Raw genomic sequence first — 24,374 nt, 5'->3', positions numbered from 1 at the left:
GATCAAAATCGGTCTTCCTTTGGCCGTTTTCCGCTATAATAAGCTTAATGAAGAGACAACCCAGCGCGGAAGGGGCATTTCTGTTGAAGAGGAACCGTCGCTTGCTGAACCATATTTATGCGAAACTGCTCATCATCCTGTTATGCATCGCCATCATTCCTTCCGTGCTGGCCAGCGTGCTGTCGTACAAGGTGTCGATCAACAACGCCAAGAACCAAAGCAAGGCGTACAGCGAGCAGCTGTTGACCGAAATGGTGAGCGCGAACGATACGACCTTCGAACAAATGCAGGCCTTCATTTACGAAATCATGATGAACTTCAACTATTACAGCAATGTGCTGTACAAGGTTCCTTATTCCGCCGCTTACTTGGATGTGCGCTCGGGCCTCGACCGCAAGAGGCAGGCCTACCAGAACCATATCAAGAACTTTACGCTCGTCGATCTCCGTTCCCAGCGCATGATCTCGTCCGTGGACGGCATTGCCGTCTATGACTTCGACGACTTCCGCGGCAGCGTGGACGCCAAGCTGATGGATATGATTTTCAAGCCCGATGCGAATGACGTGCCGAACGACCTGGTTCTGCGGCAGACAAGCAAGAACGAGAGCGTGCTGACCTATATTATGAAGTATGGCGAAGGCAATAAAGTAAGCGGTTACATTGCGGTCGACATCGATGCGGCCAAGTTGACCCGTCCGGATAAAACCGGTAAATACGGTTATCTGTTCGTCCATAACAGCCATGGCATGCTGCTGACGGGCGGGAATACGGATATCTACGATTCGGCGCACAGCGGCGGACTGACGGACCGTTACATCGTTATTTCGCAGCGATCCTCCGTCTCGGACCTGCAGTACGATTATGTCATTCCGAAGCGAAGCATTACGAAGAACAACCAGATTCTGCTGTGGAGCATTCTGTCGATCTGCCTCGCCCTGATCGTTCTTGGCGCGCTGGCCGCCTGGATGAGCTCGAACAACATTTATAACCCACTGCGCGAGCTGCTGCGTTATCTGCGCAATCTGTCGGGCGAACGAACGCAGGCGGAGCCGGCCAAGCGGCTGAACGAAATCAGCTATCTGGAGCAGCTGTTCACCCGGATGAATCATCAGAATCAAGCCTACATGAAGACGATTCGCATGAATCAGGGCATGTTCAAGCAGCGTCAGCTGGGCTGCCTCTTGACCGGCAACGTGAGCGGCTTCGAGCAGCTGGAAGTGCCGAACCAAGTACGGATGGCCTTCCCGCACGACAGCTTCATGTGCTTCGTGATCGAGCTGGAGGATGTCGCGGAATTCAAGCAGCGGTTTACGCCGCTCGAGCAGGAATTGATGTACTACTCCGTCGAGAACATCGCGGAGGAACTGTTCGGCAGCCGCGGCGTCGCCGTAGCCGGGCGTTTGGAGCCTTACCGCATCGCCGTGCTGCTCAACTACGAAGCATCGCTGCATGCCTTGCCGGAGCTGCCGATCGAGTGGTGCAAGCAGGCGCAGTCCGACCTGGAACGGTACCTGCACATCTACGTCAGCATCGGCATCAGCGACCGGGGGGCGGATCGGCATGCCATCAAAGGCTGCTACGAGCAGGCGCTGCACGCGGTCTCTTATAAGGCCTACTTTGGCAAGGGAAGCATCGTTCATTATCCGGTCGTGGCGCAGATGGATACGAACCGGGTGTTCGATGCGAACGCCGTTTCGTGGAGCGAGATCAAGGACCAGCTGAAAATCAATTTCCGGTTGAACGAATGGGATAAAATTACCGCCTGCATCGACGAGATCATCGGCAAGGTCTCTTACGTGAGCGTGACGCCGTCCGACCTGCAGTTCGTTTATTTGCAGTATTTATCCTGCCTGTCGGATACCTGCTTCGAATTCTCGCTGCAGCTGCAGGATGTCTTCGGGGAACGGTTCAGCATGGACCGCAGCCTCGCGCGCTTGTCGACGATGAAGGATCTGCACGCGCAGATGAACACGCTCGCCCGCAGTCTGTTCGAGAAGCTGGAGGAGAAGAAATCGCATGTCCATCAGGAGATGATCGAGAAGATTCTCGTCCATATTCACGACCATATCGATCAGAATCTGACGATCGAATCGATCGCGGAGAAAGTGTTCATGCATCCCGCGTACTTGAGCCGAATTTGCAAAACGATTACGGGACTGAGCCTCGGCGAACAGATCGTGCAGGCGAAGATCGGCAAAGCGAAGGAGCTGCTCACCGGTACGCAGGTGACCGTCGGCGATATCGCCGAACGGCTAGGCTACACGACGCCGCGGGCGTTTTATCGCATCTTCAAGGATTATACCGGTTATACGCCAAGCGATTACCGCAAGCAGGAGGGTCTGCGCAAAATTATCGAATAGCGATTACTAGGCCGGAACATCGAATAGCCAGCTGAGAAAAGTGACTTTTTTATACTTTCATGCGCTTGCGCGCAGAAGTGTAAAAAGGTCACTTCTTTTCTGTCCATGCGCGGGTTACGCTTCAGTCAAGTACATGTAACGGCATCATGCGAAGCACTCTCATACTTATTGTTGCGTGTCCAACACCACGTAAGATACGAAGAGGAGGCTAATCATGCCAAGAAATGCGACTCGAGGCGCGGCGGCCCTGATGGCGCTGTTTCTCACGTTCGGCAGTCTGATTCCGGGTTCGCCCCGGGCGAAAGCGGAGGCGGATGCGCTAGCGGCGCCTGCCGCGTCAACGGTTTCCTTTGCCGGGTATGACAAGGCGGCCAAGGGAGCTTGGAACGGCAAGTACGGGGAAGACGGCTATATCCTATTCGGCTACAAAGCCGTGCCGGGCGAGAGCGAGACGGAGATCGGCAAATACGATTTCGATGCGGTCAAGATGCCGTCTTATATCGAGCCGATCGACGGACATGCCTACAAGCTGAACGACGGCTCCCGCGTTAAAGTAGCGCCAGGTGTGCAGAATGACAATCCGGCTGTTCTGGACGTGCCGGCCGGCAGCGATCTGACGGCGAAGGTCGAGGCCTCCGTGAAGATCGGCGACGATGCGCCCGGCGGAGGAGGACGGCGTTCGTTCACGTTCCATTTGTCGGACGACCAAGAGCATCTGTTTACGTTCTATACGTCGAAGAGTCTGATTTACAAGTACTTCTCCTTCGTGGATTCGGAAGGCAACGACCTGTTTCCGAAGAAGCAGGGACGTGAGCTGTTTGCAGGCGATGACGGCGGCGCGGCGACATACGTCTCGTTCAAGGTCAAGGGGAGCTTCACGTTCCATTACGATAATGAGTGGGAAGACGGCCTGCAGGGCATGTTCTTCGATAGCTATGCACCTTACGGTCTCACCGCGCAAGGGCTGTCAGACGGTACGGTCGGCCTGCAATGGAGCAACCGGGGCGGCGACGGCGATATTGTCGTAGAACGCAGCACGGACGGTACGAGCTTCGAGCGGATCGGTGTTCTGCCGGCTGGAGCTGCGTCGTATACCGACAACGATCCCGGATTGGTCGTCGGCCAGACGTACGCATACCGGCTCAGTTACGACTCGGACGAAGCGGCTCCTAGCTATTCGGCGACAGCGAGCGTTATTGTCCAGACGACGCTGCAGACGGACGAACCGAGGGTCATTCTCGGATCGGATTCGTCCACGAGCGGCCATTGGCATGGCAAATACGGCGGCGACGGCTATATTCTTGTCGGCTATGACGAGAGCGTCGTTCCGCAGACGAATAACTGGTCGTCGCTTCAACAAGTGCCGGGCAACGACCGCGCCAGCCTGCCTGCCTATGTCGACAGCTACGCGTACGAGCCGGAAGCTCAGCTGGTGCTGCCGCCTTTGTCCGACTCGGATCGTTATTACGATTACGTCATCGACATGCCGGCGGATAATCCTCCGGGGCTGCCGGACACCGTGACCGCGGGGCAGCCGCGGAATAAATACATCGCCTACGCGAAGCTGAACAAGCCGGTGGGCGTCTATACGTTCAACCTGAAGGACGACGGGCCGCATGTCTTCTCGCTCTATTCCAAGCAGCGGCAAGGGGTAACCGTCCAGCTGCAGGATCTGTCCGGCGGCGTGATCGCGGAGCGGCAGCTGCCGATCGAAACGTTCCAGCCGAACGGCGGCTACGTGTCGTTCATGGTGAAAGGCAGCTTCAAATTGTCCATTGCGACGGCCGATCAGGACTTCGGCGCGGCGGCGTTCTTCTTCGATGCGCCGCTGCCCGACCTTGCATCGGGTCTGACGGCCGTCATGCAGCCGAAGCGCAAGGCGCTAATCAGCTGGATGAATGAAGGCTCGCCCGATCATATCGTGCTGGAACGGCAGACGGGCAACGGCAAATTCGAGAAGCTTGCCGTCCTGGACGGCGGTGCAGCATCGTATACGGATGAGAATCTGGCATCGAAGCAGCGCTATTCGTACCGCGTTCGTAACGTTCAAGGAACGGGATACGGTCCGGCAACGGAAGCCGCGTCGGTGACGGTGCCGGAGATGACGCCGACGGCATTGACGCTGACGAGCACGGCGGCGATCTCGGTCCTTGCCGGCGCATCGGTCAACGTGGCCGCCAAATTCGAGTCCGTCGCGGATAACGGCGACCGGACGCCGCTGGCGGGCAAGGCCGTCAGCTTCAAGCTGAAGGGCGCCCATGTCGGCGACGGCGTCACGCTCGGCCAGGAAATTCCGGCGCTTCTCGGCACTGGCGTCACGGATGCAAACGGCCTAGCCAGCTTTACGTTTGCTGCCGTCTATACAGGCAATTATTCGCTTGTCGCCGCCAGCGATCCGGACGACGAGGCGAATTTGGACGGGACGGAGTCGGAAGCGGCCCCGCTGTCCGTCACGGCCGCGGATGCTTCATCGGCGCCGGTTATTCTTAAGGTATCCGATGCCATCCAAGGCGGTCAGTTGATCAGCATCAACGGTTCCGGCTTCGATCCGAACGCCGTCGATATTGCCATCGCGCGCAATACGGACGGCAGATCCAAGACGGCGCCGCCGGCAAACGCGATTCATCCGGCGATCGTTCAGAAGGACCGGGGCGGCTATTTCATCGTTGCCGAGATGCCGGACAAAGCGGCGGCGGGCGTGTATGACGTGTGGGTCAAGAACGCGTTCGGCTGGAGCTTGCCTTACAAGATGAATGCTCCGCGGCCGCTGTTCATGTCCGATTACGAGGGCTACAAAGGAATTGAAATTACCGTGGCCGGCCGCAACTTCGATCAAGACGAATTCGGCGGCAAGGGGAAAACCAAGGCGCGCCTCAATAACGGCAGCGGCACGGTGTCCGAGGCCGACGTAAAGGACCTGTCACCGTATGGCCTTACCTTGAAGGTCGGCAATACGAAGCCCGGCACTTACTTCGTCGAAGTGTCCAACGATAACGGAGTGAACTGGTCCAGGCTCGACAACGGGCAGCGGCTGACGATCGTGCAGGAAGGGAAGGATCCGCTCGATCTCGGCGTGGCCTGGGCGAAGGATTTTAATTGGAAGAACGAGCTGGACGTCACTCGTTACGGCGCCGATGCGAAGGATAAGGCAGACGATACGGCAGCGGTGCAGGCGGCGGTCGATGCCGCGGGGGCATCGGCGGGTGGAGGCGTCGTCTACTTCCCGAAGGGATCGTACTACATTAGCACCATTAATCTTCCTTCCGGGGTCGTGCTGCTCGGGCAGGACGAGATGAAGACGAAGCTGTATTACACCGGCACGAGCAAGAACTTCATCGATACGATCGACGACGCGCCTTCGTTCCAGGGCGTACCGGAGCGGCAGGGCGTATCCAATCTGAGCCTGCTACTGTCGGACCCGCATCAACGGCCGGATGCTTTCATCTGGCTCGGCGAGGGCTGGGGCGATTCCGTGGCGGACCAGTCGCTGCGGACGGCGAACCGCTTGTTCGTCACGAACGTGAATATCGACTACCCGACGGCCTACGACCGGGATGCCGGCAGCGGGCGGGGCATCGGCATCGAATTTATCGCCAAGGAGCGCGTGCTGGTGAAGGATAATCATTTCGTCGGATGGCATGCGCAGCCGTTTATCACCTATGTCAGCCAGTACTACACGCTAACGAATAATTACTTTGAGTACACGGAGGGCTTCGTTGTCGGCGTCAGCACGTATGCGTTCTATGTCGATAATCACGTGAAAGCGGTGAATCTCGACGCCCGCAAGGAGACGCACGGACTGTTTGCCAGAAGCAACGCTTATATCGTCGGCAATACGGTCGAGAACATGGGCGATACCTCCGACGGCTTCAACGACGGGGAGGCCATCGCGCTCGAGGTGCCGGCCGGGCTGTTCAATTACGGGCAAGTGCTGAAGGCGGACGCGGGCTCCGTCACCGTGGCGCCGATCAAGGCGCTCGTCAATCCGAAGCTCGAATACGGCGCGCTCTCCGTGCTTATTACGGACGGGAAGGGCATTGGTCAGCTGCGCAAGGTGACATCGATGGACGGCTACACGCTGCATGTCGACAAGCCGTTCACGATTACGCCGGACAGCACGAGCAAATTCACGCTGATCGCGCCGAACGACAATGCCACGATCGTGGACAACAAGATTGCCAATAATGCCAAAGGCATCTGGCTGTTCGGCAATTCGTTCGACGGTTTGGTAGCGAACAACAAGAGCATCGACTCCGAGGGGATCTTCATCTGGTCGAACCGAAACACCAACGAAGGCATCGCGCCCGATTATTACACGCGCGTCGCCGGCAACGACGTGAAGGGCATCTCGCGCCGCAGCCAGCACGGCGGCATCGGCTTCAATACGGGCCGTTCGGACTCGAGCCACTACTACTCCATCGACGTGTACGCGACCGAATTTCGGAACAATACCGTGTCGGGGGATAGCAGCGCCGTGCCGCAGCGAGGCAGAACCGAAGCGCCTCCGTACGGCGGCATCTATGCCATTACGGCGACGTACAGCTCGCAATACGACGGCCAGGGCTCTGGCGATTCGACGAATACGCTGATCGAGAACAATAAGTTGTCCGATCTGGCCACTGGCGTCGATTTGACGCATGCCGCCTACGGGCAGGTCGTCAAGGGCAACCGTTACGACGATACGGTGCTCCAATTCTTGAACGACACGGGCAGCGAGAATACCGTGCTGGACGATAACCGGTTGGAGAAGAAGCACGGGCACTAAGCGCGGGACTTGAACGACGCGCGCAACGACAAACAACTCCCTCCCGGCAAGATGCGTGAGGGAGTTGTTTGATTGGCGCGTTTACAGGATGATCAGACCCGATGCAGGAACGTCAAACGCCTTCAGCCCCTGCAGGCCGCCAATCTCGTACGCGGACACCTCGCGGCCGCGGCAGTCCAGCACGCGCACGGAACGCGGTCCGATCTCCTCGATCGCTTCGACGACCAGCCGGCTGCCGCGCGTGCCGTTGACGAGCATGATCGTCTTCGGCATATTCCGCTCGAGCCGGATGACGGTGTCTTGATAAGCGGCGGCGATGAAGGCCGCCTCGCTGCGCGCCGTCACGAGCGGATAGTTCAGCTCCGGATGGTGCGGCTCCAGATAACCGTGCATGAGTGTGTCTCGGTTCTCGCGCCAGAAGCTCAGCCAGAACGCCAGCATCTCTCTGTGGTCCTGCGGCAGCGAATCCAAACGGACCGAAATTTGCGGAACGGCGAACAGCACGTTGATCAGCTGCTGCGCCGCGGCGTCCGCCGGTTCGTCGGCATGCCACATCACCATGTCCGAGTGCGCGGCCGTATTGCCGCACAGCAGACGGACGTCGACGGTGCGGACGCGGTTCTGCAGCGCGTCGTTCGGAACGTCCGCGGCACGGAACATATTCCCGTATTTCCGCATGAGCGGACTGATGTAGGATTGGCGGAATTCGATCATGATATCGGGCTTGATCGCGCTCAGGCGCGCGATGACGCCGCTCAGCAGCACGTCGACGGCCAACGCGACGGAATCCATGTCGCGTCCGGGGTCGGCCGTCTCGCTTTCCGCGGCCGGCTGCTGGAAGATATCGACGAAATCGAGCTTGAAGCCGTCCAAGTCCCACTCCAGCAGCGCTTTCTCGTACGTGCCGATGAGATACTCCCGCACCTCGGGATACCTGGGATCGACGACGCCGGTATTCAGCCGATCGATGCGCTCGAGCATTTTGTTCTCGAAGCGGCTCCAGGCCTCGCTGTGGATGCCGACGAAAGGCACGGAATACCACAGCAGATATTTCATGCCAAGCGCATGAACGCGATCGACATGCGCTCTCATATCGGGAATTTTGTCCTCGCATACTTTCCAGTCGCCGCAGTAGGCATAGCCTCTGGCGTTGTCGGCCGTCTGCCAGCCGTCGTCGACGATGACCGAATCGCAGCCAAGCTCGCGGGCCAGGCGGCATTCTTCTTCGACCTCGTCCGGCGTCACGTATTGATGGAAGCTGTACCAGGTCGAATACATCGGCTCGAGCGCCGCCGCAGGCACGTTCGCAGGCGTATTGGACGCATCGGCGGCCCACCAGCGGCTGACATCGTTCAAGCAATCGTAATAAGGGATCGCGCGCGTATCGATGCGAAGCTGGGCCTCGTAGCGGTCCAGCGGCGTCGTCGGCGTATCGAACATGGCGACGATGCAGCTGAACGTGGCGGATTCCTCGCTGACGCCGGCGTCGAATTTGATGACGTTAAGCACGTCCGAGAACGCGAACGTCAGCCGGTTGGTGCCGGAGCCGCCGAACAAGCTGATGACCGGCGCGGAATAGGTCGACTTGGCATCGAAATGATGCGACCAGTCTGCCCGCAGCCCTTTATTGAACACGGCCGTCGGATGCCACATCGCCTGCGCGTCGATAATAGGGGGACTCCAGCGAAGCGTGAAAGCGGGCGGAACCGACGGGGCGTCGGCCTCGATCCGAACATGGACGATTTCGATCCCCTCCGCTTCGCGTTCGACTCGCAAGCATGCCCGAAAAGGGGATTTTTCGCTTTCCAACTGATAGTCGTATACTCCTGCCGCTTCGATGCGCATAGGGCATCCTCCTTGGGAATCGATAATTGGATTTATTCTAACTATAGCGCCGGCGGCAATCGGAGTCATAGAGAGAAATGTGTGAGATACTCGTTAATTTGTGTCAAGCTTCGCGAATAGGGCTAGTAAGTCGGCTTCGATATCCGTCATAATGTGTCTTGAGTGGCATAGCATTCGCCTGATCGGAGGGGCATTTCAGTGGATCAAAACGACATGGCGTCGAACGAGCGGTATGCGGAGCATTTCATGATCGGCCGCATGGATACGGGCATCCGTCTGTACTATTGCGGCATGGAACGGTGCGCGCCCGGACATCTGTACGGTCCGGCGATGCGCGACCATTATTTGCTTCATTTCGTCGTCAGCGGATCCGGCGTATTCACGACGGACGGCTGCGACTATACGCTGCAGGCGGGCGACTGCTTCTGCATGCACCCGAACCGGCCGGCCTCGTACCGTGCAAGCGATACGGATCCGTGGACCTACTATTGGGTCGGCGTCGGCGGAAAGCTCGCCCCGGATATGGTGCAGGCGGCGGGGCTGACGAGCCATTCCCCGACCTGCGCGCACGGCGACCCTCTGCTGGCGGAGCAGCTGCTGACCGAGATGCTGCGGCGCTCCGTCGTCGACGAGCTGGCTTCCGAATTGCATTGCGGCGGGCTGCTGCTGCAGTGGTTCGGAACGTTCATGAACGGGCGGCCAGAAGCCCGGACGCCGTCGCATCGCAGAGGAGCGGACGGAAGCGAGCCCTATATCGCCCGGGCGGTCAAATTCATGGAAGAGCAATATCAGAGCAAGCTTACGATTTCGCTCATCGCGCGGCATGTGGGATTGGAGCGCGCTTACTTCACCAAGCTGTTCCACGCGCAGATGGGCGTGGCGCCTTACGAGTTTCTGCTCCGTTACCGCATGGAGAAGGCGCGTCTCCTGCTCAGCCAGACGAGCCTGCCGGTGCAGGTCATCGCAGGCAGCGCCGGCTTTGGCGACGCGGCCTACTTCGGCAAAGCCTTTACCCGCCAGCAGGGCATGTCGCCGACCGCGTTCCGCAATCGGGTTTGATTGACTTGCCGGCGCTTTGCGCCTCCTTCTAGCCTCGGCTCCGCGCGTTTTGCTGAAGCTGCCTGCACTCCTTCCTGGAGATAACGACAAGTAACCGTATCGCGCACTTATTTGCAAAATAGTCACTTCAGCAAGCCGCCTAAAATCTGCTACTTTAATGGCAGGCAGCGCAGCATGCGGGAAAGGAAGCGTTCAACTATGGTTCATGTCGTTAATAATGGCGTCATTCAATGCGAAAGCGGAATTCCGGAGGCGCCGAGATGGTTTGTGGACGGCCGCTTGTCTTTTCAATTCGACGGAACGGCCGTGACGCAGGTCGATTACCGGAATCCGGCGCAGTCGAAGGGCAACGATACCGTGTTTCTGCAGCGGCTCTGGAGCGGCATTCGTTATTTCGCGGAACGAGGCGGAGTCGTGTACAAGCCCGAGCACCGCAATACGGCGGTGTGGCCTTTCGGCTTGGAGGCCGAATGGGCGCTCGGAGGCGCAGGCATCGCGCATCGTCTGCTCGCAGCTTCTCAATCCATCGTCATTCAGATCGATACGCCTGCGGATCTGCCGCCGGATTATCGGCTGCAGCTGGAGTTTTACCAGGATTTCGCGCTCACGCCCGCTGATCGCCAGGATTTCCGTTACAGCGATAGCGGCGTTGACCGCCATTGGCAGGACTGGAGGTTCGATGCCGAAGCGAATGCGCTGATCGGTTCGTTCACGGAGACGGTCATCGCCTATCGTGGCGAGCATGAAGATATGAATATCAACAGCCTGGAGATCGCGCACGAGGGCGATGCGGATTCCGTGTCGCTGCATATCGCGGTCGGCGCCGATTTCGCCCTGCAGTACCGGAAGCGTCCGTTGAACACCAAATATATTCTATCCTCCGAAGAAGCGTTGGAGCCCGGCCGTACCTACAGCTTCATCGTCGCGTTTGGCGAGACGCCCGAGGCTGCGGCGGAGACGCTGGCCGATCTTGCCCTCGAGGCCGGAGCAAAGGTTGCGGCGCAGTTCGAGCGCTATCTGCATGTCGCGAACGGCAGTCCGGTGTTGGACAGTCCGTTCAAGGAGCTGAATGATTTTATCCGCCTCGCCCCGCTGTATCATGAATCTTGCAAAGTGACGGACCGTCCGGGCGCGATCCGCGCGAAGAATACGACCTACTGGGTGTGGGGCTGGGACGGGCTGACGAGCAATTACGCCTCCCTGTATTGGGGGGACCACGACTTCATCCGCGACATGCTGCGGTTCTACGAAGAGACAGCCGACCCGGAATGGGGCATCGGGCACTGCTTCCGGAACGATATGGGCTTGCACAGCGCCGCCGCCCTGCCATCGCAAGGGATGTACATTACGCTGCTGCAGCAGTATGCGGCCGTGACCGGTGATTTTCAGGAAGCCAAGGACCGTTTTGCATTTGCCAAAAGGGTGTTCGAACGCATTCTGCAGGAGGAAGTAGGAGATACCGGGTTATGCGCGGGCGCCTCGCTGTTTCCCGATTTTCCGATATACATGCACGAGACGGGCAGCGATATCAGCAGCCTGAACAATACGATTCTATATAGCGCGGCCAGATCAATGGAGGCCTTGTCCGAGCTAGCAGGCGACCAGGCCATGAAAGCGAAGGCAAGCGCCGTCATTGCCGGCATCGAGGCCCGTTTCCTGCCGCTATTCTTCGATGAGGACCGCGGGTTCATCGTCAGTTCCATCGATTCGGTAACGTTGGAGCGGCGAAATTCGTTCAACGCCAACGCCGTGAAGCTGGAAAATTTCTATGGCGCCGAGTTGATGGAGCGGGTCAAGGCGCAGAACCTCGCTTTCTTCGAGCAGCACATCGTCTGCAATGCGGGGCTGCGCGAAATTCCCGTCTGGTCCGACGCCTACGATATGGACGCGAACCAGCTGCATTGCTGGTGGCCGGTTACCGGCGAATATTACATGCAGCTCATTAATGGCATGAACCGTCCCGATTTGATCCGGCAGTGGATCGGCTGGGTGAGTTATTGGACGAAGAAGCTCACTTGTCCGGAGGGGATCTCCTGTTACGTCGATACGGAGGAACCCGAGCTGGACCGTTGGAATTCGGCTATGGGCACTTGGCATGCCTATTCCATGCGCGGTTGGTACCAGGCGGCTATTCACGGCGTCGTCGGGGTCGGCATCGAAGCGGGCGGCATGACGTTCTATCCGTATGCGGGCGAAGAGATGACTTTATCGGGGCTGCGTTTTCGAGACCGACTGTACGACATTGCGATGAAAGGGAGCGGGCCCTATATCGCATCGATTGAGGTAAACGGGCGGCGGTATAGCGGCACGAACAAGCTGCCGATGGACGTGGTGGACGGTGAGTCTGCGGATCGCAGGGGCATAGAGAGCGGGGAGCAAACAGATGCGGCGTCGGCGCTTCGTGGTCGAGTTGCCGTTACGGTGCATCGGACGGCCGCGAACGAGCATCCCGTCTATATCCGGCATGCCTACGGCTTGGAGCTCTATGAATACGCGTGCGAGCAGGGGGTCATCCGCGCAGCAGCGGAGGGTGCGGGAACTTGCCGGTTGAAGCTTGGCGCTTCGCGGAAGCCACACGTCCGCGTGGACGGTATGGCGCTGGGCGTCGAGTACGACGCTGCGGCAGAGGAAGCGACGATTAGCCTCGACATGTCGGCGGGCAAGCGCGTGAGGCTGGAGATCGAGTAGGTTTTGTTGCATAGGGAAGGGCCTGAAAAGCTGACCTACATAGGCGGAAATCCGGCGGGTTCGAACAAAGAGGTGCACCCCGTGCACTACATCGGCTGGAGCCCGGCGAGAGTCGAGCAAAAAGCGCTTCGTCGGAGCTACCTACTCCGAGCGAAGCTTTCTGCCACCGCATACGGCGGGGCCTAGCTTCTGTGCCCTACCCAAGCTGTCATCTCAGCCGGCCCCGAGCCGCCATCAATAACGTCCCCCGAGCCTGCGCCTTCAATAACCAACAATCCAAAAAGCGGCATTCTCTTATGGAGAATGCCGCTTTCATTATATTGCCTGAAACAAACTCACTCTATTCAACAGTTACGTTCGTGTACTTATTCGTGATCAACACGTCTTCGAGCTTCGCTTTCAGCTCCGCCTTGTTCGCGCTATCCGGCGAGATGACGATGCGGCGCAGCTTGTCCGTATTGAACGCAAGCGGGTAATGCTTCTTCTGCTGGCCGAATTGCTTCTTGTTCTGCGGCAGCAGCAGCGCGCGCACTTCGTTCTTCTGGCTGGACGCGCTGTCCTTGATCAGCAAGCTTCTGAGGTCCATCCAAGTCGATTTGGCCATATCCGGATTTTGGCTCAGAATTTGCTTGATTTCGTTCTTGGTCGGCAGCTTTTGGCCGGTTTCCTTGCGGAACGTGGTCGTGAAATCCTCCACGATGAAGCTGTGGATGAAGTTGACCATATCGACCGTATCCTTCTGGCTGTACAGGTCAAGCGGCGTATAAGCGTCTTCGCGGCCGCGGTTGTCTTCCATCAAGCCCGAAATCACGTCGTGGATCTCGTTGGTGTACGCCAGCTGCTGTTTCTCCAGCTTGCTGATGTACGCCGCCAAAATGTTCGTGAACGTCGTGTTTTCCTGCGCGATGCCGTCCATGAACTGCGTCATGTCGTCGTCGTTGTCGGCTTTCAGCTTCTTCACTTGATCGGAATCGGTGTAGTGCACTTTATTGAACAGCAGTTGGAAACCGCGCGGCGCCGTCAGCGGATTCGATTCGAATTCGAACGCGATCTCGCCGTTCGCGGCGCTCGGCGCTGCGGCTTCTTCTTCGCTGAAGGTGGTCAGGAAGCTATGTTGCTTGATCAGGTCGGACAGCGATCCGCCGAGGGAAACGCCGTTCTGATAAGCGACTTTCCGCAGCTGAGCGGCCAGGAACGTATGCGTGAAAAACTGCTTTTGGTTTAGGTTCGGCGTCGTGACCATCAATTTAAGCGCTTGCTTGAAGGTAGCGATCAGGTCTTGCGTATAATGCAGGCGATTGAATTCATTCATGAAGAATAAAATGTCTTCCTGTTCGCTTATGCTGCCGACGCGTGTCAGCCACAGCTCCTTGGAGCTTAAAATGCTGGCGGCGCTGTTGATATCTCTTGAGTAATGTACGATCATGTCAGGTGCTCCCTTTTCCCATATGAAAATAATCTAGTACTTCTTACATTATGCAGTAACTTACCGATTCTGTCCCCTATGAATTCATTGGATGACACGTCAGTATTCGACAGTTGTGGAAAATATCCTGCCATGCTGGTAGGCCGTCCAAATAAACCCATTCCATTCTACCATAAGAATGGCCTTGAACCAGCAGGAATAAGACAAGTTTACCGAAGAAATCGAGGCGTCGCAACTTTTTGGGTAGCGACCGGCGCCGAACGCTCGACATCCGCGTCATTCCTGGGAATTGTCATCGAGGAACGCGGGCCGCGATTAGGAATAAAGGATCTGATTACCGATAGGGGCTGAAGTCGGCGGCGCAGGAACATTTACCTGTTTTTATTGTTCGTGGGTCTTTATTACTAGCAGGATTTTCCTGATTATATGTCGAATGAACTAGTTACAAAGGTTCCCATAAAGGAAGGTGACGATCATGCGCTTGAAAGCGAGCCGGGCGGCGGATGAGCGCGGATTTACTTTGGTTGAGATTTTGGCGTCGTTGATCGTGCTCTCCATTGCCGGGCTGACGATGACGGCCTTCTTCACGCATGCGATGTCGAATGCGAAAGGAAACCAGAACAAGACGGTCATGGTGAATTTGGCGCGCAATACGCTGTTCTATATTCAGAAGCAATCCAATTTCGACAATCTCAAAGCGTATTACCAAGTCGGGGAGATACTCGATCAGGACCATAAGCGCAAGGTCATCAGCTCGGATAATTGTGCGGCCGATCAACTTTCCTGTTACACGGCCGATGAAATCGTAAAGGATCCGCAAACGATCGTCTCGATTCTGAATCCCGTCATTAACGGCATTCACTACGGGGTTAGAATCAGCTATCAGGATAAGCTGTCCAAGGATCTGAACGATCGCGGGACGCAAGCCGGAGAGGAGCAGACGGCTGCGCTCGGCAACTATCTGCTCCCGGTCAAAATCGAGATATCCGCGGCGCCCAAGGATGAAGACGGAGACGGAGTCATAGACGAGCCGTCGCGCAAGCGGGATTGGACGGAAGTGGAGGGTTATGTCACGGATGAGAGAATTCGCTAAGTTAACGATCGGCCGCAACAGCGGGTCGTATGACCATCGGAACGGGGAACGAGGGCTGACGCTGATCGAGTTGATCGCGTCGCTTTCCATTTTATCGGTCGTGCTCGGCGTTATCTATGCCTCCATTACCTTCGGCGTCAGCTCGTATCATAAGGTGAGCATCGAGAATGACCTCAGGGACGAGGGGGATCTCATCATGTCCTCCATTATCGCGGAGCTGTATCAAATGGGACCGGAGCGCATTACGCAGTCCACGACGAGCGATCACGCGATTACGCTGGTGATGCCGCAGACGGCCAGCGGCGGGACCCAGCCTGACGAAGATATTGCGATCAAGCCGAATGCGGAGGGCAAGAGCGCGTTGTTTATCGGCAGCCGCGCGGATCTGGACCACTTGAAATCCGAGGTGGCAACGAAGTCGGAGATCGTCGTGTCAAGCACGCTGCATGATTCGGACGCCAGCTCCGTAAGGCTCGTCTGCTCCGGCAGCCGGGTCAATGAAGGCTGCGATAGCGGCCTGATCGAGATTCGGTTGAAGCTGAGGCAGTCGTACGGCGGCAAAAACTATGATTTGGACTTAGAAAGCAAATTCGGATTCTAATGAGGGAAGGCGGGAAACGATGAAGTGGCACAGTGAACGAGGCTCGGCCTTTCTCCTTGTCGTGTTTATGATTCTGTTGTTCGCCATACTCGGCGTCGCCGTGCTTGGCGCCTCGATCGGCGGCGCGCAGCGCTCCCAGAAGTCGGAGGATAACGTGCAGACGGTTCACCTGGCGGATAAAGCCCTGAGCGAGGCGGTCGCCCAGATCATGGCCCGTTTCGACAACAAGGCAACGGATCCCGAGACGTTGAAAGCCGAATTGGAGGATTTCGTCGGGCGGTTTCACGTCTTGGCTAGAGGAGACACGGAGATCGACGAGGGCAAGTCGCCTACGTATCAGCTCAAGGGTGCTCCTTGCCTGATTGGCGCGCCTTCGAATCCGTCCAAGAGCAATCTCTATTGCCCGGATAACAACGTTGCGGCGGCAGCTTCCGACACATACATTAACAAGCTGCGCATTACGGCCGAAGCAGAAGTAAATCATGTGAAACGCGACATGACGCAAGAAATTACGCTGGACATGTTTCCGGATTTTCTCCAGTATGCCATGGGATCCGAAGGGGATGTCGTCATCAATGGGGCTCCGGTCATTAAGGGCAACCTGTATTCGGGTCAGCAGTTGAAGCTCCAAAACGCGGCGAGCTATACGTACCATGGAAGTGCGAACATGGAAGCGACGCAGTATTTCTTTCTCCAGCCAAGCAGCGTCAACCCGGGGGAAGAGAGCGCGCTCGGCAATGGGAAAATCTTCGTGCACGCGTATGATAAAGTCGTATACAGCATGAACAATGGCGTGACATACCAACCGTTGTTCAACGAAGCGTATAAACCGACGCCGTTTCCGAATTTGCAGAAGGAAGAAGCGGTCAGCCTCACGGAAACGAAGAAATTCATCTCGATCGACGTGGCAGAGTCCTTCGTGGACAAGGCTTATGCCAGCCTTGGTTCCGGTGTGCCTTCGCAGTACCGCGATAATTTGTGGGCTGCATATTCCGCCCCGACCTCCGATCGTTCAGATAAACTGTTGAACTTAATTCATACCGACTTGGCCGGTATCTATTCGGATTTTGCGAGCCGCTACGTGACGATACCATTTGCACCGGCTGAACCGGGCGCCGCGGCCTCCGACGAAGAGTGGGCAACCTACCAGAACAGCAAGGCGGATTACGATAATACGATGACAGCTATTAATGCGAAGCTGAGCCATATGTCCGGACCCGTGTTCGTCGACGGCAACCTGACGATCGGCAAGGAGCTGACGAAGCTTAATTACGATCAGAAGGGGACTAGCGACTGGCTTATCGTGAACGGAGACTTGACGATTCAGAACGATAACGCCGGCACGGAGCTCCCGATCCGGGCGAATATACTGGTGAAAGGCAAAGTAACGCTGGGCGGCAATCTGGGGATGGACGCGACCATCTTCTCACTCGATGGCGCCAATGAGAATGAAATCGTCGACGCACAAATCAGAGGTCTGACGCTGAACGGCTTGAAGCGGGGCCTAGTGTTGATCGCGAACGGGCCGATCAGCATCTATCGGGTCGACTCCTTCCAGCCCCTCGGCGGGGGATACAAGCAAGACAGTACGTATACGCTCGATGCGTTTTTCTACACCGACAAGCAGGCAGAGCTGTACGGCGTAGGCTCGCTCTTCTGGATCCACGGCGGCTTCTTCGCGAAGAAGAGCCTGACGATCAACGCCGTCCTCGGCGATACGAGCGAAGGCGGAACGAATCAGCTGAGCTTCGATGGGCAGGATGCGCTGAACGCTGCGAAGGCGCGGTTCGTCATCGACTATGACCAAAGCGTGTTCAACAGCCAATATGTCGGTCTGCCCCGCGTCAATCTGATCAAAGTCATCATCGGTCAGAAGAAGCTGGTGCCGGTAAGCGGGTAACGGAAAGACAGGCGGCGAAGGAATTGTCCTACGGCGCCACTTCGATGGCGCAGACACGGAAGCAAGCAAGGGGCATCTCCTGCGCGGAGATGCCCTTTGCTTGCTTCTTACGGGATGAGCGGTTCTCGGCGAGCCGGCGGCAGCGGCTCGGAGCGGCTTAAGGCCTGCAGCCCATCGTGCTTCTCGCGGCTGCGAGAGTTCTCGAAGCCGCGGCAACCAAATAAAACGGGACGGAGCAATCGCTCCGTCCCGTTTTATTATATCGAGCTAATATTTATCGGAATTAACAATCGTCACGACCGATTTGGCCGTGATGCCGAGCAGCGGGTACGTCACCGAGATCGTCACGGATCCTTTTCTCTTCGCGGTCAGTATACCCGTACTGGATACGGTCGCGATATTCGTGTTATCCGACGACCATACGAGCTGGCCGAGCAGGTCGCTGCGCAGATCCAACGGTTTGATCGTCAGGAAGCCGCTGCCGCTCGAATCGACTCTGGTCAAGTCGATCGTATTGCCTTGGACGACATCATTCAGCTTGTCGGCGAGCGCTAGATTAACGATTATGACCGGCAGCTGCGCGGTGAGTTTGACGCCTGCCGGCGTATCGATATCCACAGCCAACGTAATGCGGCCAGCGTCGGTTCTGCCCGTCGTCAGCTTGCCGCCCGTACCGCTGCCATCGAGCTTCGTCGCCGCGGACCCGCTGTTATTCAAGGACCATTTCGGCGTGAAAGCGAACTTCGGACTTCCCGCGTCGCCATGCCAGCCAAGCGCTAGATCATTAATCGATCCTCCGGCACGGACGCTGCGTACGCCGTTAATCGTAGGCGCCGAACTTAGAATGTCAGGCACGCGGTTCAAAATCGTAATCGGCAGTTCGTCCGTAATCGGCAGCGGAAGCGTCAAGCCGGGCAGCTGTATCGTCACGCCCGCCGTCACGGTACCGGGCGCCTTTGCTTGGAGCTGGTTGGTCAGCGATTTGCCCGTATTGCTCGATAACGTAGCGATCGTGCCCGTACCCGTGCCCGGAGTCAGCTTCCAGAGCACGCTTTGGATCAGATTCAGATTCGTAATCGGCAAGTTCGTCAATGGCGATATCGCGCTTGCCGTCAGATCGGTGACATCCCCGACTCCGATCGTCCGCTCGCCCGCAAGGCCGAGCTTCGGCTGGGCGATACTGATGCTCTTGGGAGGAGCATCGTATGTCATCGTGACGACCGAATGATCGATTGTGGACGTGAATGTCGTTTCTACGTGAAGGGATACGGTAACCGTTCCTGCCTTCTCGCCGGTCAGCGTCGTAGTCGAGCCGTTCGTGCTGCCGAGCGAAGCTTGGCCCTGCGAACCGTTCGCTCCATTAAAGACGCTCCAGGTGATGCTGCTGATCGTCTCGCGGTCGGGCTTGATCAGCGTCGAGGACAAGTCGATTGCCGAGCCGATGGTGACGGCATCCGAGCCGTTGATCGTCAGGCCGGACTCTTGCACCGTCACGGTCGCCGAGGCGGATTTACCGGTAATGGCATCGGTCACGGTGACAATAGCCGTGCCTTTGCTTATGCCGGTGACATAGCCGTATCCCGAATTCAATGTAATTACAGTGGCGACGCCCGGCTTATCCGAGCGCCAGCTGAAACTCGGCGTGGCATCTGCCGGCGAATACACGGGAGTGATCGTCGTGGTGTCTTGGATAACATTGCCGCTGCTGTCCTTCTTATTCACGAGCGTGACGTTGGCAATGCTGAGGCTCAGGCTATCGATCGGTACGATGGATTTGATCGTATAGGCATCGAAAGGAAGAGCGGTTGCTGCCGATTGTCCGATGTCCTTGAAGGACAGCGATGCGTTATTAAGCGGTAGAATGCCGGTGACCTTGGGTTGTACCGTTATGTTGAACGTGAGAGGGGAAGCCGTGTAACTAGTTCCGTCCGCCGAAAGCTTATAGGTGATGTTGCTGAACGAACCGCTCAGCGTATATCCGGTCGTCGAGCTGCCGCTCTTCGAGATGCCCGATGGCAGCGAGCCCGAGATTTCCAGGCCGGCAGGCAGCTTCTCATTGAATGTGATGCCGCTGATCGTCAGGTTGGAGCCGTCTCCTGCCAGCGATTTGGCGATCGGCTTCGGCGTTGCCGTATACGTCATGACGGCGGTCTTGTCCCTCTCGAGCGTAAGCTCGTGGCTGCCCGTTTCGAGGCCGGAGAGGGTGCGCGTCACGGTCAGGTTGGAAGAAATTTGTTTCACTTTGACCAAAATCGTCTTCGTTACTTTCGCGCCTGCTTTATCCGAGACCGTGACTTCGATCGTCAGGTCGCCGCCGGCAGGAAGCGGGTTGGCGATGGTCTTATTGACGGTATCGCCGGATATGGCGGCAATCGTCGGGAGCTTGTCGGTCTTGGTCACGGAACCGTTCTTATACGAGTAGGAAACGTCGACGGTCAAATTGCGGTCCTTGAAATCGTAATCCTCCGGCATGAAACTCAGATTGATATCCTGATAGCTCGGAAGGAAATTATCCTTGGCCGCATCGTACGCGAGCGGATTGTATACCGTCAGCATCGGCGCATGGTTGGAGCCCATGAACGCTCGGAACATCGTGTTGACGAAGAGCTTCTGCTCCCAATCCGGGAAGCCGCTGTTCGTATGCCCGGTACCTGAGTAGGTCACGTTGCCTTTGGAATAGGTGTAGTAATGGTTCCAGCTATCGTCGGGGTCGCGGTTCGAGCCGATGATGTTGTACCACGGCACGACGGTCTCGTCCTCCAGGTCGAGCGTGAAATATTGGTTATGCGTCGTCGCCACTTGCGGGCTGTCGCTCAAGATGTAAGGAAACTGGGTCAGCAAGCCGTCATTGACCTTCTTAACGGTTGAAGACGTATTCGGCGCGCTCAGACCGAGATCGGTCCATGGTTCGATCTGTCCGGTCGTCGGCTGGAACTTGGAGATCCAGGTGTTCTTCGTGGCGCCGTCGCTCGCGAACACCGTATCGTGGGTGAACATGACGCTTTGGCCGGTTCGAATGTAGGTGTTGACCGCGTCGGCCGTTTTGTCGGTGATACTCGCGTTCGCGTTGTATGAATCGGCGAAGCCGAACAGGAGCATATCGTACTTCCCGTTCAGAGCGCTCTTCTCTTGATCGGACAAGGCGTTGAAATCGTTGAACTTCATCGTCGTGATCGCGATGCTGTACTCGTCCTTCGAGATCAGGTAGCTCTGATTCATGTTGTTGCTCTTGAGCAGACTGCTGACATCCGAGTCGTTCGGCATGATCTGAAGCACGCGGACGTTGGTCACTTGGTCGCGGAAGCGGATGACGCCGGTCTCGTAGCTGCTCAGCTTCGAGTTGGCATCGACGACCTCCAGCTTCCAATAATAGAGACCGGAATAACCTTTAGGCAGCGTGTAGGCTAGCGTTCCGGTTCCGCCCTCCGGCACGGCGGCGGAAGCGACGATTTGGTCCGCGCCGAATTTGACGGCTTGGTCGAGACCCAGGTAGAGATTCGCGGTCAGCCTGCCGGCTCCGAAGCTGCTCTGATTCGGCACGGTGTAGCCGAACGACAGCCTGTCTCCGGCTCGATAGAGATTCGCGGAATTCGCGAGGTAGGACGTTGGCGCGCTGCTGAGCGCAAGCGTCGGACGCTGGTCGAGCAGCGGTTTGTAGGTCGCGATGAGGGAAGCGAGATTGGTCAAGCCGGCGGCGTCCAGGAAGATGACGTTCTCCCGCGGAGCGGTTTTATAGGGCGCGAAGGTGCTGTTGAGAATGCCGGGCACCAGCGTCAGGACGCCTTTGTCGCTCGTCGTTCCCTGATAGAGAAGACCGGTCTTCTCCGTGCTGTCGCTGTAGATGAACACGGGCTGGCCTTGGTTAATGAACTGATTCACGATTTCATTGGCTTTCAGATGCGTGATGTCGTCCTCAAGGTTCTGGGTATCATGCATGGCAGCCCGGTTGTCGGAAGTGGTATGCGGAACTTTCGCGGGACTGTAGCGGCCCTTGCCGATATAGATGGCGTCGTAACGGCCATCCAGCTCGCCGCGCAGAGCGACGAAGCGCTTCATGCTCATCGTCTCGATCACGACATTCGGTTGGGTGACGAGGACGGCCTTCAGATCGGACGCGCCGCTGTCCGTGATCTCGAGAATCTTGGCCTTGGCGAGGATCGGTGTAATAAGGAAGGTGGCGGCGCTGCTCGACTTGCTTTTGGCGTAGAGGATGCTGCTTTGCAAGCTGACGTAACCGCTGCTTCTGCCCGAAGCTTGCATGGAAGTGCTGCTATTGAGCGTAAGCTTGAATTTCTGACTTCCTGATGAAGAGGCCGATGCGGTTAGCGCGCTGCTTACCAGAGTAACGTACTTATCCTGTGACTTGGAACGAATGGAATAAGTACCGGAGCTTTGGGATGCAAGTTCGAACAATTCGGCTGACGTTCCCGGGGTGGCGACGCTTGCGGACAGCTTGCCGTCCGAGCCGACGGTAACGAAATTCTTGCTGGCCGTCTCTTGAATGGAATAGTAGACGGTGTCGTCGGCATGCGCGTGCCATGGACGCAATCCCGGAGACGAGATCAGCACGGCAATAATGCAGAGCACGAGCAGCCTGGCAATTCGCGATCGCCATATTTTTGTCATAGTAGGTCCCCCTTCTTAATTGCAATGCGTGTTCAGAGACTCGGAATCTATGAAACAGTTCTTTTGGCCTAGTTATGATTTCCATATTATACTACTAATTTCGTTCGGAATATAGCGTAAAGTTTGTGTAAACAGCATCGAAAATAATCGAATAAAGTCGAGATATAGCAAGGGTTCATCGCATTACGATAAATCTATGAAATTTGCGATTTCTCGTTGTAGTCGCAAGGTAATATGTGGTAGGATGATAGTCAAATAGTCCTGAGTACTATGAATCAGGTACGTATCGTAGCATTTAGATGCATTTCCGGTGAGAGGAAGGTGAGCTGGCATGAGCACCGTGAGGAAGAAACGGCTTGGCGACCTGCTCGTCGAAAGTACGGTCATCTCGGAGGAGCAGCTCCACCAAGCGCTGCGCGAACAGGGGAAGACGAAGCAGAAGCTGGGCGATCTGCTGATCTCGCAAGGCTACATCACCGAGCAGCAGCTGTTCGAAGTGCTGGAGGTCCAGCTGGGCATTCCCCACGTCAGCTTGTTCAAGTACCAGATCGACCCTTCCATTACGCAAATCATTCCGGAAAGCCTCGCAAGACGCTATCACGCCATTCCTTTACATAAAGAAGGCGGCAAGCTGCTGGTTGCCATGGCCGATCCGCTGGATTATTTCGCCATTGAAGAACTTCGCATGTCGACGGGCTTCCGAATCGAGCCGGCCATTTCCGGCAAGGACGAGCTGCAGCGGGCGATCGCGCGGCACTACGGCTTGCAGGATTCCATGTCGCAGCTTATGGGCGATCTGCCGACCGTCGACGAGATCCGCGAGAGGGAAATCACGGACGAGGATTCGCCGGTCGTTCGGCTCGTCAATCAGATGATTCAGCAAGCCGTTCAGCTGCAGGTATCCGACATCCACGTCGATCCCGGCGAGTCGAACGTCGCCATCCGCTATCGGCTGGATGGCGTTCTGCGGACGGAGCGCGTCATTCCGAAGCAAATGCAGGGCTTCATTACCGCCCGGCTGAAAATCATGGCCAAGCTGAATATCGCAGAACGGCGACTCCCCCAGGATGGCCGGCTGAAGATGCAGATCGACTACAAGACCGTCGATATTCGCGTCTCCTCGCTGCCGACCATTCACGGCGAGAAAATCGTTCTTCGGATTCTCGACCTCAGCGTCGGCGTGAAGGCGATCGACCAATTGGGCTTCAGCTCCCGCAACCATCGCGTGTTCAGGGAAATGATCGAGGTGCCGTACGGCATCGTGCTCATTACGGGACCGACGGGAAGCGGCAAGACGACGACGCTGTACTCCGCGCTTCAGCATTTGAACAAGGAAGACACGAATATCATCACGGTAGAAGACCCCGTGGAGTATCAGCTCGAAGGCATCAACCAGGTCCATGTCAATCCGCAGATCGGGCTGACGTTCGCCGCGGGTCTTCGCTCGATTCTCCGGCAGGATCCCAACATCGTCATGGTCGGGGAGATCCGGGACGCGGAAACGGCGGAGATCGCCATTCGGGCTTCGCTGACGGGCCATCTCGTACTGTCGACGCTGCATACCAACGATTCGGTCAGCTCGATTACGCGTTTCCGGGACATGGGCATTGCGCCGTATTTGATCGCATCCTCGCTTATCGGCGTCGTCGCGCAGCGGCTTGTCCGCCGCGTTTGCAACGATTGCCGGACGGAGCATGCGCCGACGGAACAGGAAGCGATCTTCCTTCGCAGCCACGGGCTTCATGCGGACAAGCTTTACAAGGGCAGCGGCTGCGGCACCTGCAATCAGACGGGCTACCGCGGCAGGGTGGCGATTCACGAGGTCATGATCGTCGACGATCGGCTCCGCCAGTTGATGGGTACGGAGAGCACGCTTCAGGATCTGCGCAAGGCGGCCGAGGAGGCCGGTCTCGTGCAGCTCATGGACGACGGGCTGGATAAAGCGGTCAGAGGCATTACCTCCCTGCAAGAGGTGTTGCGCGAAACGGTATTTCATTAAGGAGCGGATGAA

The 24,374-nt window shown here is 57.1% G+C and carries 11 protein-coding genes; 8 read left to right on the top strand and 3 right to left on the bottom strand.

Features of this window, described 5'->3' with window-relative positions; translation table 11 throughout:
- Positions 1 to 101 precede the first annotated feature (101 nt).
- Positions 102 to 2,360, top strand: coding sequence for a helix-turn-helix domain-containing protein (locus AC0YNU_RS18995; RefSeq protein WP_475759439.1), 2,259 nt, complete (start codon positions 102 to 104; stop codon positions 2,358 to 2,360).
- A gap of 214 nt (positions 2,361 to 2,574) precedes the next feature.
- Positions 2,575 to 7,125: a glycosyl hydrolase family 28-related protein gene (locus AC0YNU_RS18990; protein WP_475759437.1), complete on the top strand. Its 4,551-nt coding sequence runs from the start codon at positions 2,575 to 2,577 to the stop codon at positions 7,123 to 7,125.
- Positions 7,126 to 7,206: 81 nt separating this feature from the next.
- On the opposite strand, the gene AC0YNU_RS18985 is transcribed toward AC0YNU_RS18990, so the two are convergent.
- On the bottom strand, positions 7,207 to 8,970 hold the full coding sequence (locus AC0YNU_RS18985; protein WP_475759435.1) for a glycoside hydrolase family 36 protein: 1,764 nt from the start codon (positions 8,968 to 8,970) through the stop codon (positions 7,207 to 7,209).
- 198 nt (positions 8,971 to 9,168) lie between these two features.
- On the opposite strand from AC0YNU_RS18985, the gene AC0YNU_RS18980 reads away from it, so the two are divergent.
- The gene (locus AC0YNU_RS18980; protein ID WP_475759433.1) at positions 9,169 to 10,029 is read left to right on the top strand and encodes an AraC family transcriptional regulator; all 861 of its coding nucleotides are present in this window, start codon (positions 9,169 to 9,171) and stop codon (positions 10,027 to 10,029) included.
- Between the two features lie 198 nt (positions 10,030 to 10,227).
- Positions 10,228 to 12,717: a glucosidase family protein gene (locus AC0YNU_RS18975; RefSeq protein ID WP_475759431.1), complete on the top strand. Its 2,490-nt coding sequence runs from the start codon at positions 10,228 to 10,230 to the stop codon at positions 12,715 to 12,717.
- Positions 12,718 to 13,057: 340 nt separating this feature from the next.
- Here AC0YNU_RS18975 and AC0YNU_RS18970 read toward each other — a convergent pair whose 3' ends face one another.
- Positions 13,058 to 14,143, bottom strand: a complete 1,086-nt coding sequence (locus AC0YNU_RS18970) for a hypothetical protein (RefSeq protein WP_475759429.1) — start codon at positions 14,141 to 14,143, stop codon at positions 13,058 to 13,060.
- A gap of 475 nt (positions 14,144 to 14,618) precedes the next feature.
- Between AC0YNU_RS18970 and AC0YNU_RS18965 the strand changes: the two genes are divergently transcribed.
- From AC0YNU_RS18965 to AC0YNU_RS18955, 3 genes are read left to right on the top strand one after another with little or no spacing between them, the layout of a single operon-like run.
- On the top strand, positions 14,619 to 15,236 hold the full coding sequence (locus AC0YNU_RS18965) for a prepilin-type N-terminal cleavage/methylation domain-containing protein (RefSeq protein ID WP_475759427.1): 618 nt from the start codon (positions 14,619 to 14,621) through the stop codon (positions 15,234 to 15,236).
- Positions 15,220 to 15,837, top strand: a complete 618-nt coding sequence (locus AC0YNU_RS18960; RefSeq protein ID WP_475759425.1) for a PilW family protein — start codon at positions 15,220 to 15,222, stop codon at positions 15,835 to 15,837. Before AC0YNU_RS18965 ends, AC0YNU_RS18960 begins: the two co-directional genes overlap by 17 nt.
- 19 nt (positions 15,838 to 15,856) lie before the next feature.
- On the top strand, positions 15,857 to 17,737 hold the full coding sequence (locus AC0YNU_RS18955) for a hypothetical protein (RefSeq protein WP_475759423.1): 1,881 nt from the start codon (positions 15,857 to 15,859) through the stop codon (positions 17,735 to 17,737).
- A gap of 267 nt (positions 17,738 to 18,004) precedes the next feature.
- Here the strand turns inward: AC0YNU_RS18955 and AC0YNU_RS18950 are convergent, their stop codons facing one another.
- Positions 18,005 to 22,363 carry a DUF5057 domain-containing protein gene (locus tag AC0YNU_RS18950; protein ID WP_475759421.1) on the bottom strand — a complete coding sequence of 1,453 codons (4,359 nt, stop codon included), beginning with the start codon at positions 22,361 to 22,363 and terminating at the stop codon, positions 18,005 to 18,007.
- Positions 22,364 to 22,694: 331 nt separating this feature from the next.
- Between AC0YNU_RS18950 and AC0YNU_RS18945 the strand changes: the two genes are divergently transcribed.
- Positions 22,695 to 24,362, top strand: a complete 1,668-nt coding sequence (locus tag AC0YNU_RS18945) for a GspE/PulE family protein (protein ID WP_475759418.1) — start codon at positions 22,695 to 22,697, stop codon at positions 24,360 to 24,362.
- Positions 24,363 to 24,374: the final 12 nt, after the last annotated feature.

This window comes from Paenibacillus sp. J31P316, assembly GCF_056269105.1.
Note: the sequence above shows the minus strand (reverse complement) of the source record. Positions and strands in the feature narration are given on the sequence as shown.

What these genes read in the sequence shown, in the direction of transcription:
- AC0YNU_RS18990 (WP_475759437.1), top strand. Translation starts at nt 2,575, where the DNA reads ATGCCAAGAAATGCGACTCGAGGCGCGGCGGCCCTGATGGCGCTGTTT.
- AC0YNU_RS18985 (WP_475759435.1), bottom strand. Translation starts at nt 8,970, where the DNA reads ATGCGCATCGAAGCGGCAGGAGTATACGACTATCAGTTGGAAAGCGAA.
- AC0YNU_RS18975 (WP_475759431.1), top strand. Translation starts at nt 10,228, where the DNA reads ATGGTTCATGTCGTTAATAATGGCGTCATTCAATGCGAAAGCGGAATT.
- AC0YNU_RS18970 (WP_475759429.1), bottom strand. Translation starts at nt 14,143, where the DNA reads ATGATCGTACATTACTCAAGAGATATCAACAGCGCCGCCAGCATTTTA.
- AC0YNU_RS18965 (WP_475759427.1), top strand. Translation starts at nt 14,619, where the DNA reads ATGCGCTTGAAAGCGAGCCGGGCGGCGGATGAGCGCGGATTTACTTTG.
- AC0YNU_RS18960 (WP_475759425.1), top strand. Translation starts at nt 15,220, where the DNA reads ATGAGAGAATTCGCTAAGTTAACGATCGGCCGCAACAGCGGGTCGTAT.
- AC0YNU_RS18955 (WP_475759423.1), top strand. Translation starts at nt 15,857, where the DNA reads ATGAAGTGGCACAGTGAACGAGGCTCGGCCTTTCTCCTTGTCGTGTTT.
- AC0YNU_RS18950 (WP_475759421.1), bottom strand. Translation starts at nt 22,363, where the DNA reads ATGACAAAAATATGGCGATCGCGAATTGCCAGGCTGCTCGTGCTCTGC.
- AC0YNU_RS18945 (WP_475759418.1), top strand. Translation starts at nt 22,695, where the DNA reads ATGAGCACCGTGAGGAAGAAACGGCTTGGCGACCTGCTCGTCGAAAGT.